Below are 15,225 nucleotides of genomic sequence, written 5' to 3'. Positions count from 1 at the left end.
ACGGCTGCTTCCTCGATTTCACCGCAGGCGCGCACTCCGCAACCGTCGGAGGGTGCGCGTCGCCACCAGAAAGAGACCGGAACTGAGTCGGTGGCGAACATCGGCCACTGCCACATTCCAGAGGCCGTCGTTGTAGGTAGGGTATGCGTGCGTGGTTCCGGCGATATTGCTCGTGGTGAGCCGGTTCTTGACCGCCAGGGAGATCTCGCCGAGAGTTTCTCCGGCTCGGGGACCCACCACGGTGCCGCCGAGCACTCGGCCGCGTTTGTCCACGACCAGCTGCGTGTAGCCATCCGTTTTCGACTCCGTCACAGCCCGGTCGACGTGCTCGTGGTGGCAGGTGACGATGCGGTGGCCTCCGGTCACATCTTTGGTTTGCAGGCCGACGGCGCCTACCTCCGGGTGGGTGAACGTGACCCGGGGGACCACCGCACTATCGAACTTGCGGGTCAGGCCGAGGATTGCGTTGGTCGCGGCCACGCTGGCATTCACTCCGGCGGTGTGGGTGAACTGGGGCAACCCGGTCACGTCCCCTGCAGCCCAGATGCGAGGGTTGGAGGTGCGCAGCCGGGAATTGACAACGACGTTGCCGTGAGAGTCGAGTCGTACTCCCACAAGCTGCAGATCGAGACCGGCGGTGTTCGGGCGGCGGCCCAGTGCGGCAAGCACCCGGTCGAAAGACAGGGTGCTTTCGTCGGTGAGGGTGAACGTGCCTGAGCGGCGATCGGTCGAGGAGACCTTGGTCACGCTGGAGTTCGTGCGCACGTCCACGCCGTCCGCAATGAGCGCGGCGTGGATGATGGCGCTGGCCCGTTCATCCTCCTTATGCAGGATACGTGGCCCGTTCTCTACGAGCATCACGGCCGATCCGAGACGAGCCATCGCCTGGGCGATCTCACAACCGATCGCCCCGCCGCCAAGCACGACGAGCCGCTCGGGAAAAGTACGCAGGTCCCAGAACGTTTCGCTAGTCAGTAGATCGACCGAGTCGATCCTGGGGATAGCTGGCAATCCCGGCGAGGCGCCGGTGGCGATCAAGGCCTGCCGAAACCGCAGCTCGCGACCGTCGACGTCGACGGTGTCGGGACCGGTGAAACGTGCCCGGCCCCGCACCACCTCGACGTTGTCCTCCACGAGCGACTCCTCGGAATCAACCGGAGCGATTTCGTACATGGCGGCCCGCACGTGCTCCATCACCCGAGCGAAATCCACGACAACATCGTTCACGCTCACCCCGAGGCTTGCCGACGAACGGGCCGTCGTGGCGGCATCCGCGGCCGCGATTAGAGACTTCGAGGGCACGCAGCCGGTCCACAGGCAGTCCCCACCGAGGCGGTTGTCCTCGATCAAAACAGTCCTCGCCCCGAACCTGGCTGCGGTGCGGCTGGCCACGAGACCAGCCGTTCCTCCACCGATGACGACGAGGTCCCATACGTGCGTTTCAATCATGTCTGCGAGCGTAGACGGTCTACGCTGCCACCAGCGAGAGCGAGCCTGGTTAGGCTGATGGGAACGAAAGGCCGGTCGAGCACTCATGGTGAATGTCTACGAGGCTGCGGGCCGCCTCTACGATGCGCTGTCCGGAGAACGTGTCGTCTACCGAGCCGGCCGACAATCGGGTGTGGCGCTGTTGAATCTGCGTGCCGGCGACACAGTCCTGGACCTCGGCTGCGGCACCGGCCTGAACCATGCCCTACTCGTCGACGCCGTCGGGCCGTCGGGCACAGTGGTCGGGCTGGACCGCAGCCCGAAAATGCTCGAGATGGCCCGCCGCCGAGTGGAAACCAACGGGTGGACACGCGTGTGCCTGATCAAAGCGGATGCCACCACGTTCGATCTGAATGAGGTCGCGAAAGAACTCCCGGCACCGTCGAACGGACTCTTCGACGCCGTGTTCTCCAGCTATGCGATGAGTGTCTTCGACGACTGGCACCCGGCTTGGGATCGGATGCGGGCGCTGCTCAAGCCCGGCGGTCACGCCGGCATCGTGGACATGCAGCTGCCCGTCGGCCGCGCCCGGATATTCTCTCCACTCGTGCGGCTGGCCGCCTCGGTTGGTGGGGCCGACCTCCACGCTCGCCCGTGGACCGTCATCGAACGTGAAGGTGTGGATGTTCGCTCCGCGTCGCTGCGCGGCGGCCACATCCAGGTAGTGGCGGCCACGATCCCCTAGCCGACGACTTGGGTCGTGTGTGTCTCAGATCACAGAACTCCGGGGAGGCAAGATCAATCGTTCGAAGATACAAATCTGGGAGATTCATCCCCTGAAACCGAGCCTGGACCATTCACGGCTGGTCCCGCTCGATGCGCAGACCGGCGACCTGATACGCCTGGCGCTTAGCGCCGGGCACAACTTGGACTGGGACGCTCCGGCTTCATCTGCACCCAGCAGTGCCAACACGATAGCGCCACGCTCCGAAGCTGAATGAATGGGCAAGTTGGCGTCAACGCCGTGGATAAAATCTACGTCGGGACGTCAGACGTAAACGAAGCGACCGCCGACTCGAAATTATCGAACAGGACATGTCGTCGCGGTGCTTCTATGTTCATGACGTCAAAAGCAGAACCACGTTTTCCGATGTAACCGAGGACCTTTTTTGGTGACCTTTCGTGGCACCGGCGATCACCGACACGCCAGTCATGGTCGGACAGACTGCGAACCTCAAGATCTCCCGGTGAGCATGGTTCGTGGCTCTGATTCGACATTGAATCTCCTTCGTGATGAGCGGTTGCGGCTGGCCAAGCCATGACCGGGTCCAATACTGTTGCCAGCAAACGCACCGCCTACCGATTGCCACCATCGTACCGGTGCTGCACAAAGTCCCGACTAGCTTCACGCAGATGACTAGGTTGGAGAATGCATCGATCTAAAAAAGCTATGAGGCCGAGGAGTGGTGAGAGGGAGGCGCGTGTCCACCTACATCAGCATTGCCGTTCTTCTCGCAGTCGCGCTGCTGACAGTGGGCGGCCTCTACCTGGTGGCGCGGTACACCGCGGTGGCCCCCGACCCCCTTGAGCGGTTGCCGTTCCTTTCCGGCTGGGAGCCGGAGGAACATGCGCTGTCCAGGTACCACGCCAGGTGGTACCCGCTGACCCTGCTCTTTCTAGCCTTTGACGTGGAGATGCTCTTCATGTATCCCTGGGCATTGGTCGTGGCGAAAGACGGAATCGGCGCCGTCGTGGAGATGTTCGTCTTTCTCGGTGTGCTCATGGTCGGTGTCGTCTGGGCTTGGCGAGAGGGTGCGCTGCGGTGGGTCTAAGAAGCACGCTGGCAGGACGCGCCACCCGCAGAGTGCACGTGCTCGTGCTGGAAGTTCCCGGCTGGGGTGAGACTCGTATGCGCGTGGAGGCGGAGCTTGCTCGTCGGGGCTGGACATCGGCGACATCCCCGGCGGATGCTGACGTTCTGCTGGTCTGCGGGGAACCGGGAGAGGAACTCGAGTCCGCGCGCGCCCGCCTTTGGTCACAGCTTCCCGGCCCACGGGTGCGTACGGCAGTGAACACCGCAAGCGATGTCGCTTCGACTCTCGACCGTGCCATGGATGAGCTCCTCGATGACGCCAGACAACACAGCGATGCGCGAACCCGCTCGCGCCAGCCGGCAAAACCACGTGACGAGACCGCGCACACCGAGCACGCAGCGCCTGGCGACAGCATCGAATCGACCGAGCATGACGCGGATATGAACATGAACATGGACATGGACATGGACATGGACATGCCGATGCCGGGAGGTATCCCTTTAGCGTCGGGCGGACCCGATCGCGACGGCCTCGAAATGGATGTGCTTCACGTTCCTCTTGGCCCGGTACTCCCCCACTGGCCCGCCGGTCTCGTTGTGCGCTGCGTGCTCCAAGGTGATGTGATCGCGAGCGCTCAGGCAGAAATCCTTCCCGCAGCCGCGCAACCGATTGGTGACGGCCTTGTCGCGGGTGACAGCGGCCGGTCGGTGGACGACACAAGGCGGCTGGCTGTTATCCGTCGTTCCGATGCTGCTGCGTCGGTGCTTGCTCTAGCCGGGTGGTCGTTCGCGGCAGGCCGCGCCCGACGGATTCGCGACGCCGTGGCGTCGGGCACGGCGCTGCTCGACGTGGCAGCCGACCTTGACAAGCTTGCGCAGAGCGTCGGCCGCTCCTGGACTCTGCGTTGGACGCTGAAAGGCATCACGGTCGGTGACACACTCGCCCAAGCGGAAAACGTGATGGGGCAGAGCGGATCCGAGACGGTGAGAGGCCGCCTCATCGGCTGGCTCGACGAGGCGCGACGCACTGCCCGAGACGACAAGGCTGAAGGAGCGTACGAGCTGCAGAACCCCCTGGCGTTGCAACGCAGCCTGCTGAGCGAGATCCCGCGACTGCTCAACGGCACGGATATCGCGACCGCGCGGCTCATTATTGCCGCTCTGGAAATCGAGACGGCCCCCGTCACTCAGACTCCACCGTCGCGCATATGAGTGACAAAACATGATTGACATCATCGAGGTGAATCCTGTCTGGGCTCTGTTTGCTCCGGTCGCACTCGGCGTTCTCGCCCTGGCCGGAGCCGCGCTCAATGGGATCCTCGTCTCTCGCGCCGAGGGCCGGTCGTTCCGTTCGGGAGCGGCCATCCCGGTGTTCGAGATCGCCCGTCTGATGCGCCAGCGACGCCGCACGACCGTCGCGGCCGATGTTCTCCTCTGGCGCATCGGCTGCGCCGGCCTCGTGGTGGTCGCGGTGCTGAAGACGGCGGTGATCCCGGTGGGTCCATGGGTTCTGGCGGATATACCGGTCGGGGTTGTCTGGTTCAACGCAATGGACGTTCTGGTGTGGGCGCTCGTGTGGCTGATCGGCTGGGGCGCCAACAGCGCCCACGCGCTGGTGGGCGGCTACCGGTTTCTCGCACAGGCCGTCTCCTATGAGTTGCCACTGATGTTCGCACTGGTGACCCCCGCCGTCGCAGCGCATAGCCTGCGGGTGGGCGATATAGTCGCCGCGCAACAAGAGCTGTGGTTCGTTATCTGGATGCCCATCGCCTTCGCCGCCTTCTGCATGAGCGTCGTCGCTTTTTCCAACTGGGGACCCTTTGCGACAGCCGCGAGCGGAGACATCGCGGGTGGGATCCTGACCGAGGTATCCGGCGTGGACCGGCTGCTGATTCTCGCGGGACGCTATGCTCTGCTCACGACAGGCGCAGCCTTCGCCGTTGCCCTCTTTTTCGGCGGTGGGGCCGGTCCGCTGTTGCCGAGTTGGCTGTGGACGCTCGTGAAAACCCTGCTGTTGCTTGCGGCGTTCGTCACCCTGCGGCATCGTATGCCAGCTGTGCGTCCCGAACGCCTCGCTGAAGTCGCCTGGATAATCGTGCTGCCGGCGGTACTTGTGCAAACGCTCGTTGTCTCCATCGTCGTCGCAGTGAGGGGCTGAGCATGCTGTCGGTCATTGTTTTCTCGGCACTGGCGGTCATTGCTCTCGCCTCGGGAATCGCGGTCTTCCGCGTCGACTCCATGGCGCGGGCAACCTACGCCCTGGCTGTGTCCTTCGTCGCCGTCGGCGCGATGCTGCTGATGTTTGATCTCGACTACATCGGCGTCATCACGATTCTCATGATGGTGATGGAGATGGCCATCATGGCGATCTACATGATCATGTTTATGGGGATGAACCCTGCCCTCATGCCCATGAGCATGGTCCACAACAAACGATGGTCGGCGATCCTCGCCGTTGGCACCTTCCTCCTGCTCGCCGGTGGCGCATTACTCATCCCCTGGCCCGCACGCAACGGTTCGCCGGCCGCCGACCTAACTGCATCCCTCGGCGAGGCAATCATGGGATCCAAGATGCTCGTGATGCTCACTGTGAGTCCGATTCTGTTCGCAACGATCGTCGCTGCCCTCGTACTCGCAAACCCCAGGGGCCGCTACGACCGTTGGGGCGACGATCTGGATCGTCCCACTCCTGACGACCCACAACAGGGCGGGTTGGGACGATGACCCTGCAGCTCGTCCTTATCGCCGCCGCGGCACTATTCTGCGTCGGGCTCTACGGCGCGCTCTCCCAGCAAGTCGTCGTCATGGTGATGATGGGGCTGGAGCTCATGCTCAACGGCGTCATCCTCGCGGTCACCGCATTCTGGTGGTTCCTGACACCGATCCCAGACGGGCAGGTTCTCCTGCTCGTGGTGATCGCGGCGATGACCGTGGAAATGGCGATGGGGTTCGCCGTTGCCACTCTCCTGCATCGTTCCCGGGGATCAGATATGACCGACTCAGCAACGGACCTCACCGGATGAGCGATGCAACGGTAAGCACGTTGGGCGTGGCTGCGCTGTGGCTTCTCGTCACTCTGCCTGCTCTGGCGGGAATTGCACTCTGCCTCACGGGACGGCGCGCGAATCTCGTCGCCGTTCCGGTATCGCTCGGCACCGCGGGCTTCACCGTGGCGGCGGCGTTCGTCGTAACATCCTTCCGCCCGTCCGTCGAAGTCCCGTTCTTGGCCGGTGCTTCATTCGGGCTCGCGGTCGACGGACTCTCCGCCCTGATAGTGCCGACGGTCGCAGTTATCACCCTCATGGTCCTGGTCTTCGCGGCCGCTGAGGGAACGGAATCGCCAGCGCGCTTCCACGGACTGATGCTCATCTTTGCGGCGGCCGTGGCGGTGACGGCCACCGCCACGACATTGCCCACTCTGCTGTTCGCGTGGGAGATCATGGGCGCCATGTCTTACGCGCTGATTGGCTTTCACTGGCGGGAGGACCACCGGGTCGGTGCCGGACTGACCGCGTTCATCACGACCAGGTTCGGCGACCTCGGTCTCTACCTCGCGGCTGGAGCCGCCTTGGTTGGCGGCGCCGGGTTGGGAATCGCTGACCTGGCTGCGGCTCCGTCCCCGTGGCGTCACATCATCGCCGCGGGAATTCTGATGGCCGCATTCGGCAAGGCAGCGCAACTGCCCTTTAGTTTTTGGCTTTCTCGGGCGATGGAAGGCCCGAGCCCGGTTAGCGCCCTCCTGCATTCGGCGGCGATGGTGGCGATGGGTGGCTACCTCCTGCTGCGACTCGCTCCGCTGCTGGAGGTCACGGGCTGGGCTGCGACGACGGCAGCGTGGGTGGGCGCCCTGACCGCTCTGGTGCTGGGCGCCGTCGCAGTCACCCAGACAGACCTCAAACAGCTCTTGGCGGCATCCACTGCAGCGCAGCTCGGTTTCGTGGTGCTGGCTGCCGGCGTCGGTTCCGTGGCGGGCGGGACGGCCCACCTCATCGCTCACGCTTCAACGAAAGCGCTCCTGTTCCTCGCGGCGGGCGCCTGGCTCGCGGCGCTCGGCACTAAGCAACTGCCAGCGCTCCGGGGCGCCGCTCGCCGCTGGCCGCTGGTCGGGGTGACGTTCGCTGTCGGCGCCCTGTCCCTGGCCGGAATAGCCCCTCTGGCCCTATGGGCGACGAAGGATCAGCTCCTGGCCGCCGCCTTGGAAACCAGTACGGCCCTGTATATCGTGGGCTTGGCCGCCGCCGCACTCGCCGCGGCATATGCGGGCAAAGCTCTCATCATCGTCTGGAGCCACCCACTGGCGAATGCCCGCGACGAGTACGACACCGAGCAGCGCGGTACGCGGCACATCGGCGCCTGGGAACGGGTACCGCTTACCGTCCTGGCGGCGGGCGCGGCGCTCCTGGGGGTGCTCACCTTGCCGCCGGTCGGCGAGTGGGTACGGGGTGTGCTCGGAGCAGAATCAGATCCGCGGCCCGGCATGCTCGAACTGGTCGGCTCGACCCTGCTGGCACTCCTCGTACTCGGTCTGGTGGCTTGGAAGGGAGCGCCTCGGTCTTCCTGGGCCGCGAACTGGCTCGGGCTCGAGCAGATGACCCGGGTCATGGTCGTCGACCCGCTTCTTCTCCTCAGCAAACGACTCGCCCGTTTCGATGACGCAGTGCTCGATCGTGGAATCCACGTCGCGGCGCGCGCAGTAATGCTCGGCGCCCGTCGACTCGGCCGGTTCGATGACCACGGGCTCGATGCGGCAGTGACTGCCGCGGCACGCGGCAGTATCGTCACCGGTTCCGCTGCTGCCCGGGCAGACACCGACGGTGTGGATGCGGCAGTCGAGGCTATCGCGGGCACCGCGCGCCGGTTCGGCGTGATCGCCCGGCGTCCCCAAACGGGCCAACTGCATCAGTATTACGCGCAAATCACCGTCGTTCTCGCTGTCGCCGTCATCCTTCTTCTCGTTCTCCTTCTTCCCGTTATGAGGTAATCCATGCTCAGTCTTGTCGTCTTCCTGCCGGTACTGACCGCGGTGATCCTCGTTGTCGTGCCCCGGGTTCCGGACCGGGCCGCCCGGTGGGCCTGGCTGGGAATCGCTCTTATCGATCTGGCGCTACTGGTGGGAATGTGGATCGCCTTTGACAGCCCGAAACCCGGCGACCTCGCGTACGAGGAACAGCTGCAGTGGATGCCAAGTGTTGGCAGTAGTTACCACCTCGGAGTGGACGGTCTGTCCCTGCCGTTGCTCACTCTGACCTCCGTGATCTTCGCCGCCTGCGCGATCTATGCCCTCAGGGAGAACGACCGACCCAGGCCGCAGGCCGCTCTCTTCCTGTTTCTCCAGTCGGCCTGCCTCGGCGTGTTCGCCGCGCAGGACCTGATCTTGTTCTTCGTCTTCTTCGACCTGTCACTGGTCGGCATGTACTTCGTCATCGCCGGTTGGGGCCATGGTAACGCCGCGCGCTCGGCGCTGAAGTTCTTCTTGTACACGTTCCTTGGGTCTTTGGCCCTGCTACTCGGTTTCATCGGCTTGTATCTTGGCGCCGGCCCGCACACCTTCGATATGGTCGAGCTCGCCCAGTCTCCCCCCTTCCAGAACAACCCCGTTGCAGGGGGCTTCGTGCTCGCCGCCATCCTTATCGGCCTCGCGATCAAGACGCCCACGTTTCCGTTTCACACCTGGCTACCGCCGGCTCACACCGATGCCCCCGCCATCGGCTCTGCCGTGCTGGCCGGCGTGCTGCTGAAAATGGGCACCTACGGTTTCGTTCGCATCGCGATGCCTCTACTTCCCGACGCCTGGCGATCCTGGGCCTGGGTCATCATCGTCGTCGGCATCGTGTCGGTGCTCTATGGCGCCCTCGTTGCCTTGGCCCAGACCGATGTTAAACGGATGATCGCCTACACGTCGGTCAACCACATGGGCTACATCGTTCTGGCCGTCGGCGCCGCTGGCGTCGTCAGCGACAGCTCCGCCCAGGCGCAACAGCTCGCCGTCACCGGTGCTGTCGTGCAGATGGTCAGCCATGGCCTGATCACCAGCGCACTGTTCCTCCTCGCTGGCGTGCTGTACGAACGACGGCAGAGCTACGATCTCAACGCTTTCGGCGGGCTCGCGGCACCGGCACCCCGGTACGCGGCGTTCTTCGCCGTCGCCGCATTCGCGTCCCTCGGACTGCCCGGCTTCAGCGGGTTCATCGCCGAATTCCAGATTTTCACCGGCAGCATTGGAACCGTACCGCTGAGCCTGCTCGCACTCCCTGGCATCCTGATTACCGCGGCGCTGTTCCTCCTCGCATCGCAGCGTCTCCTCACGGGCAAACCGCGCGGGTTGTCCACCGGGTTTAGCGACCTGAACACAAACGAAACACTTTCCATCGGCTCGCTGCTGGTTCTCTCGGTAGTCATCGGGGTGTTCCCGCGGTTCCTACTGGACATCATCGAACCCGCAGCATCAGTCGTCGTCAACCTGGTCAGCCGTTAGTTGCCCGTGAACGTAGCACTGGACACGCTCTCCCTTTTACCGGAAGTTTTCGTTCTCGGCGGGGCGATCGTCGCGCTCCTCGCCGGGTCGTTCCTTCCCCGAAACCGCCAGGTCGCGACCCGGTGGATAGCCATCTGGGCGCTGATGGCGAGTGTGGTCGCGGCCGCAGCCGGGATGATGCAGCCGTCGACGACGATTTTCGAAGCGAGCTTCGCCGTGGACATCGGCTCCGGTTTCGGTCGAATCATCATTGCCCTGGCAACGATCTTCGTCATCGTGCTCGGAATCGAGGAACTCAGCGGCACGCGTCGGGAAAGTGAAACGTACGCCCTGCTGCTTCTCGCCGCCCTCGGCGCCATGCTCCTGTCTGGCGCCAGCGACCTCCTCATCCTCGTAACCGGGTACCTGCTCACCTCGATCCCGTTATATGCCCTAATCGGAATGAGTCGTTCCCCCCATGCCGCCGAGGCTGCGATGAAGACGTATCTACTCGGCGCGCTGCTCGGAATCATGATGATGCTGGGCGTCACCGTGCTGTTCGGAGTCGGCGGAGGCACCTCGTACCGTCAGCTGGGCCCCGCTCTACTCGGTGCTCCGGCTGCCGCCGTGGCTGTGGGGGTCGTCGCAGTGCTCGGAGGCTTGATGTTCAAGGCTGGCGGCGTGCCGGGACACTTCTGGATTCCGGACGCGACACAGGCAGCCGGAACGGCTGTCGCAGCTTTCCTCACCACCATTCCGAAGGTCGGCGCTCTCATTGCGGCCTACCGACTGCTCGACATCATCCCGGCAAGCATCGACTGGCCACTGTTGGTCGGGCTTCTCGCCGCTGCCAGCATGACCCTCGGAAACCTGGCCGCATTCTGGCAAGACGACGTTCGCCGGCTGCTCGGCTGGTCGACAGTAAGCCAGGTCGGCTACCTCCTGCTGCCGGTCGCGGTCGCCGGGAGCAGTGACCTCGCCCTACCATCGCTGCTTCTCTATCTCGCAGGCTACGCCGCCACCAACCTCACCGCCTTTGCGGTGGTAGCGGCACTTCCCACTCGCCGCGCCATCACCGACTATCGCGGGGCGGCCAGCTCCCATCCCTGGCTTGCCGGCGCCCTCGTCGTGAGCCTGCTCGGCCTCGTCGGCACACCCCCGACCATCGTGTTCGTCGGCAAACTCACCACGCTCGCCGCTGCCTGGGACGGCGGCCTCGTCTGGCTCGTGGTCATCGCCGTAATCAATAGCGTAGCGAGCCTGTTCTACTACCTGCGCTGGCTGGCACCGATGTTTTCCCGCACTCCTGCGCTTTCCTATCCCACGGCAACCTTGTCACCGGTCGCCGCTGCAGCACGGGCGCGACGCCGCTGGGCAGCTCACTCGGCCATCACCGGAGCTGTATTCGTGCTCGTTCTCGGCGTCGTCGCCGGCGGCATCCTGTCAATCGCCGGGTCTCCCCTCGTTCACTGAATTAGCTGTGCTCACGCATCGACTTCAGAACATGTTTCTTGCCAACGAACATTTTTCGGTGAAGATGCCGCCTTGTGTAAGAGGGCGAACGAGGCGGGGACGCACCCGAAGGCACAGGTGAAGCCTCCGGTCAGTGCCCCTTGCATCCGGGCTCTTCAGCGCAGAGCTGAACACACTCCACGCGTCGACGGCGCCAATCGAGAACTGCAGCAACAGCGCTGCCATCACAAGCCCCATCGCATCACCGTCGGCTTTTTGGTCGTTCCGCCGATCGCAGTGGCTGATGATGACGTAGCTCTACCTTCCCGGTGGTGCTGGACAAGTCCCCCATTGAAACACTCGTGGCGCGCAGCCTTCGCTAGTTCGGCTCTTCGCTCTCCCGCGGCTGGAGCCACAGCGCTATATTCCCGCCAATGTTCCTTCTGGCGCACGGCGACTGCCCGCACGGTACGTCTCGACCGGTTCCAGACGTACGACGACCGCTTTCGAAGCCGGTGTGTTGCTCCCGTCGGCCGTGGATCCCAGAGGAACGAGCGGGTTCCCTTCGGGAAAGTAGGTAGCCGCGCACCCGCGTGACGTCGGGAACGCGACAACTCTGAAGTCGCGCACCACCCGGTCGACGTTGTCGGTGAACTCACTGTGCACGTCGACGATCTGGCCATCTTCGACACCGAGCATGGACAAATCGTCTGGATGGACGAAGATCACCTTGCGGCTCTTCTTGATGCCACGGTAGCGGTCATCCAGGCTGTAGATCGTCGTGTTGAACTGGTCGTGCGCGCGCATCGATTGCAGCAGCAGGCGTCCAGCCGGGCACTCGATGTATTCGAGCTCGTTGACCGTGATCATGGCTTTGCCGGTTGGCGTGTTAAACGTCCGCGAATCACGCGGCCCGTGGGGAAGGATGAAACCGTTGTCCCGGTGGAGTCGCTCATTAAAGTTGTCGAAGCCCTTGATAACGTGTTCGATATGATCACGGATCGTGTCATAGTTCTCTTCAAACCCGGCCCAGTTGATGGGCCCGTCGTCACCGAATACCTGGCGCGCGATCCGAGTGACGATTGACACTTCGGAGAGTAGCTTGTCCGAAATCGGCTTGATCTTGCCTCTGGTCGCATGGATCGCGCACACGGAGTCCTCGACAGAGAGCATCTGCGGGCCCCCTGCCTGGATGTCGATCTCAGTGCGCCCCATAGTTGGCAGGATCAACGCTTCGTCGCCCACCGTGAGGTGGTTACGGTTCAGTTTCGTTGAGACCTGCACGTTGAGGCCCACAGAGCGGAATCCTGCTTCGGCAGCTGCGGTATCTGATACCGCGGACACGAGGTTGCCGCCCATCGCAATCCACACCTTGGTTTTCCCTGCGAGCATCGCTTCCACCGACTGAACGGTGTCGAAGCCGTTCTCGCGCGGAGGATCGAAGTGAAATTCTTGCTGGAGGGCATCCAGAAATGCCGGAGGCATTTGTTCCCAGATACCCATCGTGCGATCGCCTTGCACATTACTGTGACCACGGATCGGAGAGGCGCCTGCGCCTGGCTTACCGATGTTTCCCCGAAGTAACAGGAGATTCATGATTTCTTTAATGATGGCAACAGCGTCTTTGTGCTGAGTCAGCCCCATCGCCCAGGTGATGATGACCTTGTCTGCCTTCATGTACCGCGCAGCAAGCTCGTCGATCTCCGCCGTCGTCAGTCCGGTTGCTCGAAGGACCGAGTCGTGATCGAGCGTGGCGACATGTGCCTTGAACTCCTCAAGCCCCGCGCAGTGTTCCTCGATGAACTCGTGGTCGAGAACCGTTCCGGGGTGTGCGGTTTCGGCTTCGAAGACACGTTTGGAGATTGCCTTCATCAACCACCCGTCGCCGCCCGCGCGGATCTGCACGTACTGGTCGGCAAGACCTGTTCCGTGGCCGATGATACCTTTCACCTTCTGCGGGTTCTTATAACGGATCAAGCCAGCCTCGAGGAGCGGGTTGACCGCAACGATATCCGCACCGGCCTCCTTTGCCTCCTCGAGGGCCGTAAGCATTCTGGGGTGGTTCGTACCAGGGTTTTGCCCCATGACGATGATCAGGTCCGCTTGAGCAAAGTCCTTATAAGCGACCGTGTTCTTTCCGATGCCAATGGCCTCGCCCATGGCTAGCCCAGTGGACTCATGGCACATATTGGAACAATCGGGGAGGTTGTTGGTGCCAAGTGACCGGGCAAGCAGCTGGTAGATGAATGCGGTCTCGTTGGCGGTGCGACCACTGGTATAGAACGTCGCCTCGTTGGCAGAATCAAGGGCTTTCAGCCGGTCGCCAATAAGCGTGAACGCATCATCCCAGCTGATCGGCTCGTAATGGTCTTTGCCTTTCGGCTTGTAAACAGGCTCAATCAGTCTGCCTTGCATGCCCAGCCAGTACTCCGACTTCTCCAGCAAACTGCTGATGGAGTGTGCCGACCAGAAGGTCGTCGGGATAGCCACCGGCGTAGCTTCCCAGGTAACGGCCTTCGCCCCGTTCTCACAGAACTCGAACGTCTTGCGGTGATCCGGGTCCGCCCAAGCACAACTCATGCAGTCGAAGCCGTCCTTCTGATTCATATCGGTTAGCAGCTTCAGACTGCGACCAATACCCATCTCCAAAAAGGCCGGCCCCATGGAATGGGTGACACCGGGCACTCCGGCAGCCCATGTCTTCGGATCCCCGACCACCATTTCAGTGGCATTTTCGTTGATATCCTCGATCGGGGCTTTCGCACTCATACCGCACCACTTTCTTGTAGTCTTGCCGGTATTTCGACGACGTGTTTATCGCCGGAATAGATCACCATCAAACTTTCCTGTGGAAGTCCTCCGATATTATTTGCACCTCGGACGCCAGTTCGGCGGCGCAGAAGAGTGGAGCCCAGATAGCGGCCAACACCGGGACGCTAGCCATCTCGGCCTTGTGCGTCAATACGACGCCCGTCCTGCTCGACACAGTAAACACCGTGCCCCGAGAAGACAACCTGTTCTGTGCGCAGTTTGTCAAAACATGTCGCCGAAAACCCGAGGCTATTGTCGCTTCGTTGTCGTTCACTTCATACATAGACTACGTACGCACCCTGTCAACACTCGTCTGGTGACAGACATCAGAAGAACTCGTGGCGTAGGAATTGAATTCCAGACGCCGATTTCTCTGCGGAACACCGATAGCCAGCGAGTCATCCAGAACGCTATATGTGCGCATGGTCACCGCGAGAGAAATCCCCCCACCCCTAATCTTCAGTGGCTTCACTCGAGTAAAAACATCTTCTTGCATAACTAACGAATCACCCACTCTAAAGCAGACAACTTTTCATCGAGCCACTCTCCCACTCATATTTCAGTCCTATCAGCTAAATGAGAACCACGCAAGCATTCGGTCCCGACCTAGGGGTGGAACAGAACGATTCCTACTATGTCAACCGATTGATAACGTGTCCGACTCCACTCCGTCGCACACCGACCGTCGAACGCGCTGGGTCGAACTAATCGACACCGCAGGAATCCACCTCTAACCACACCGAATCGTCTACAGCCAGCTCAGTCTTCGGCGCGGAGGTAGACATAAACAGTTTCTTGGCTGACCCCAAACTCACGAGCAAGACCAGACTGTGGAACGCCAACGGCAGCCTTCTCACGCAGCTCAGCCGCGCGAGCCATGTACAGCGATCGGGTAAAGGGCCTGCCCGCGTCTTCATCGAGCAGCACGACGAATAAGTGGCGGTTACTCGCTGCTTACCTCCCCGAGAACTCCACGTTTGATTGGACGTCTTCAACGCCGTACTGAGTGGCTCCGACGCCGGGCCGCTGACGAGGGTGGGTTCCATCCCTGAGCTCACTGCGGCATAATCGGAAAAACGGCCCCGTATGGTGACGATGAATTACCCACCCACCGGGACGTGACCGGAAGGAATGGTGTGGTGTGAATTCTGCAAGGTTGCCCGGACGTGGCGTGGGTGCACTCTCAGAATCTGACGCGGAGATATATGTTGCCTCCGTGTGCTTTAAGACCGGGCCGCCGGGTGCTGCCGGAGTTGAGGTCGAACGG

General features: G+C 62.4%; 13 protein-coding genes. 10 read left to right on the top strand and 3 right to left on the bottom strand.

All coding sequences use genetic code 11. The features are described 5' to 3' along the window. Positions 1–18 precede the first annotated feature (18 nt). Positions 19–1,449: an NAD(P)/FAD-dependent oxidoreductase gene (locus CXY83_RS01310; protein ID WP_104195619.1), complete on the bottom strand. Its 1,431-nt coding sequence runs from the start codon at positions 1,447–1,449 to the stop codon at positions 19–21. Between the two features lie 85 nt (positions 1,450–1,534). Here CXY83_RS01310 and CXY83_RS01305 point away from each other — a divergent pair, with 85 nt between their 5' ends. The 9 genes from CXY83_RS01305 to CXY83_RS01265 all read left to right on the top strand — a co-directional run bounded on the left by CXY83_RS01305 (position 1,535) and on the right by CXY83_RS01265 (position 11,168). Further along, positions 1,535–2,173, top strand: coding sequence for a class I SAM-dependent methyltransferase (locus tag CXY83_RS01305; protein ID WP_104195618.1), 639 nt, complete (start codon positions 1,535–1,537; stop codon positions 2,171–2,173). Positions 2,174–2,909: 736 nt separating this feature from the next. Continuing rightward, entirely contained in the window at positions 2,910–3,260 is a 351-nt protein-coding gene (locus tag CXY83_RS01300) for an NADH-quinone oxidoreductase subunit A (protein WP_104195617.1), read from the top strand. Next, positions 3,251–4,453, top strand: coding sequence for a hypothetical protein (locus tag CXY83_RS01295; protein WP_146069802.1), 1,203 nt, complete (start codon positions 3,251–3,253; stop codon positions 4,451–4,453). The genes CXY83_RS01300 and CXY83_RS01295 overlap by 10 nt, the downstream gene beginning before the upstream one ends. Positions 4,454–4,463: 10 nt before the next feature. Continuing rightward, positions 4,464–5,399, top strand: a complete 936-nt coding sequence (locus tag CXY83_RS01290; RefSeq protein WP_104195615.1) for a complex I subunit 1 family protein — start codon at positions 4,464–4,466, stop codon at positions 5,397–5,399. A gap of 2 nt (positions 5,400–5,401) precedes the next feature. Continuing rightward, positions 5,402–5,965: an NADH-quinone oxidoreductase subunit J gene (locus CXY83_RS01285; protein WP_104195614.1), complete on the top strand. Its 564-nt coding sequence runs from the start codon at positions 5,402–5,404 to the stop codon at positions 5,963–5,965. Continuing rightward, complete coding sequence (gene nuoK, locus CXY83_RS01280; RefSeq protein ID WP_104195613.1) at positions 5,962–6,264, top strand: NADH-quinone oxidoreductase subunit NuoK; 303 nt, start codon at positions 5,962–5,964, stop codon at positions 6,262–6,264. The genes CXY83_RS01285 and nuoK overlap by 4 nt, the downstream gene beginning before the upstream one ends. Next, entirely contained in the window at positions 6,261–8,222 is a 1,962-nt protein-coding gene (locus tag CXY83_RS01275; protein ID WP_104195612.1) for a proton-conducting transporter membrane subunit, read from the top strand. The genes nuoK and CXY83_RS01275 overlap by 4 nt, the downstream gene beginning before the upstream one ends. A gap of 3 nt (positions 8,223–8,225) precedes the next feature. After that, the gene (locus tag CXY83_RS01270) at positions 8,226–9,716 is read left to right on the top strand and encodes a NuoM family protein (RefSeq protein WP_104195611.1); all 1,491 of its coding nucleotides are present in this window, start codon (positions 8,226–8,228) and stop codon (positions 9,714–9,716) included. Between the two features lie 6 nt (positions 9,717–9,722). Further along, positions 9,723–11,168 (top strand): NADH-quinone oxidoreductase subunit N, encoded by a 1,446-nt coding sequence (locus CXY83_RS01265; RefSeq protein ID WP_233200505.1) that lies wholly within the window; start codon positions 9,723–9,725, stop codon positions 11,166–11,168. 399 nt (positions 11,169–11,567) lie between these two features. On the opposite strand, the gene CXY83_RS01255 is transcribed toward CXY83_RS01265, so the two are convergent. Continuing rightward, positions 11,568–13,916, bottom strand: a complete 2,349-nt coding sequence (locus tag CXY83_RS01255; protein ID WP_104195609.1) for an FdhF/YdeP family oxidoreductase — start codon at positions 13,914–13,916, stop codon at positions 11,568–11,570. Positions 13,917–13,983: 67 nt separating this feature from the next. Continuing rightward, positions 13,984–14,241: a formate dehydrogenase accessory sulfurtransferase FdhD gene (locus CXY83_RS18495; RefSeq protein ID WP_146069801.1), complete on the bottom strand. Its 258-nt coding sequence runs from the start codon at positions 14,239–14,241 to the stop codon at positions 13,984–13,986. A gap of 512 nt (positions 14,242–14,753) precedes the next feature. Here CXY83_RS18495 and CXY83_RS17545 point away from each other — a divergent pair. After that, positions 14,754–14,894: a hypothetical protein gene (locus tag CXY83_RS17545; protein ID WP_158251793.1), complete on the top strand. Its 141-nt coding sequence runs from the start codon at positions 14,754–14,756 to the stop codon at positions 14,892–14,894. Positions 14,895–15,225 lie beyond the last annotated feature (331 nt).

Origin of the sequence: Cryobacterium sp. M15 (assembly GCF_002929675.1) — a bacterium.
Classification (GTDB): Bacteria; Actinomycetota; Actinomycetes; order Actinomycetales; family Microbacteriaceae; genus Cryobacterium; species Cryobacterium lyxosi.
The sequence above is the reverse complement of the archived record's forward strand: the minus strand, read 5'-3'. Positions and strand labels throughout refer to the sequence as shown.